Origin of the sequence: Reichenbachiella sp. (assembly GCF_039941815.1) — a bacterium.
Lineage (GTDB): Bacteria > Bacteroidota > Bacteroidia > Cytophagales > Cyclobacteriaceae > Reichenbachiella.
Window position 1 is genome coordinate 1 of record NZ_JBDVDW010000005.1, and the last position, 1,087, is coordinate 1,087.

The following is a 1,087-nucleotide window of genomic DNA, read 5'->3' on the forward strand; positions in this document are numbered from 1 at the left end:
GTTGATTGTTTCGGAATTGCAAGGCTTGAAGGAAACCATTGATGACGGCGTTTGCGGATACTCCTTCCCACCAGGCAATTCTGAGATTCTGGCTTCTCTGTGGCAGCGATATCTTGATGATCCAAAGCTGCATCACAGACATTCGAAGGCGGCCAGGCTGAGGGCGGTAACCAATTTTTCAATAGCAAAACAAGTGGAACGTATAGGACAAACCTTGTCGACAGAATTTTGTTATCAGGAGAGCTTGCATATGCCCAAAGAGGGACATCAATGACTTTAATAAAATCCCTGCTCAAACTGATAGGTAAAGAAAACCGGGTTAAGCTGGCCTTCCTTCAGATTCTCTTTCTAGTGGCAGCAGTGCTTCAAGTCGCTGGTATCGCATCGATTGCACCGTTTATTACAATGATCAGTGACCCTGGCGCCATTGAGAACAATAATATTTTGTCCTTCATGTTCTCTTCCTATCCTTTCGAATCTACTACTCGGTTCATGATCACCTACGCGTTCTCTGTTGTGATTCTTCTTCTCATCGGAAATGCCGTTTCTTCTTATGCACTATGGAGGCTATTTAAAACCTCAATGGCGATTGGTGCTCATGTACAGAAAACTGTTTATAATACTTACTTGGACAACGATTTCACCTTTTTTGCAATGAACAACAGTAGCAGGCTTACCTCCAAGGTAACGCAGGAAATTCCAAGAATGGTATACATGGTGGTTCAACCACTTTTAATGCTGATATCACAGCTTTTTATCGCCATACTAATAGTTGCAGGATTACTTTTAATCGATATTAATATTGCCATTATTGCAACATTTATTGTCGGCTCGGTTTACTTTCTTATTTTCAGAAGCATCCGCTCTCAGGTAGTTCAAAAAGGTCGAATTATAACGAATCTCAATCGACAGAAGCTCAGATATCTGAATGAGAGCATTGCCGGAATCAAAGAGGTAAAGCTCAAAGGTAACGAGTCATACTACAAAAACAAAATTGACGAAATCACCAGAACTGGTCTATCAGCGTCTGCATATATATCATTAGCGGGCGACCTCCCAAAGTTTGTTGTAGAAACTGTCGTATTTT

Annotated in this window: 1 protein-coding gene and 1 pseudogene; both read left to right on the forward strand. The window is 41.3% G+C overall.

The features are described 5' to 3' along the window. Positions 1–274 (forward strand): annotated as a pseudogene (locus tag ABJF11_RS00040) (hypothetical protein); the annotation flags it as partial. Then, a partial coding sequence (locus tag ABJF11_RS00045; protein WP_348117030.1) for an ABC transporter transmembrane domain-containing protein occupies positions 271–1,087 on the forward strand: 817 nt, incomplete at its 3' end. The pseudogene ABJF11_RS00040 and the gene ABJF11_RS00045, both read left to right, overlap by 4 nt.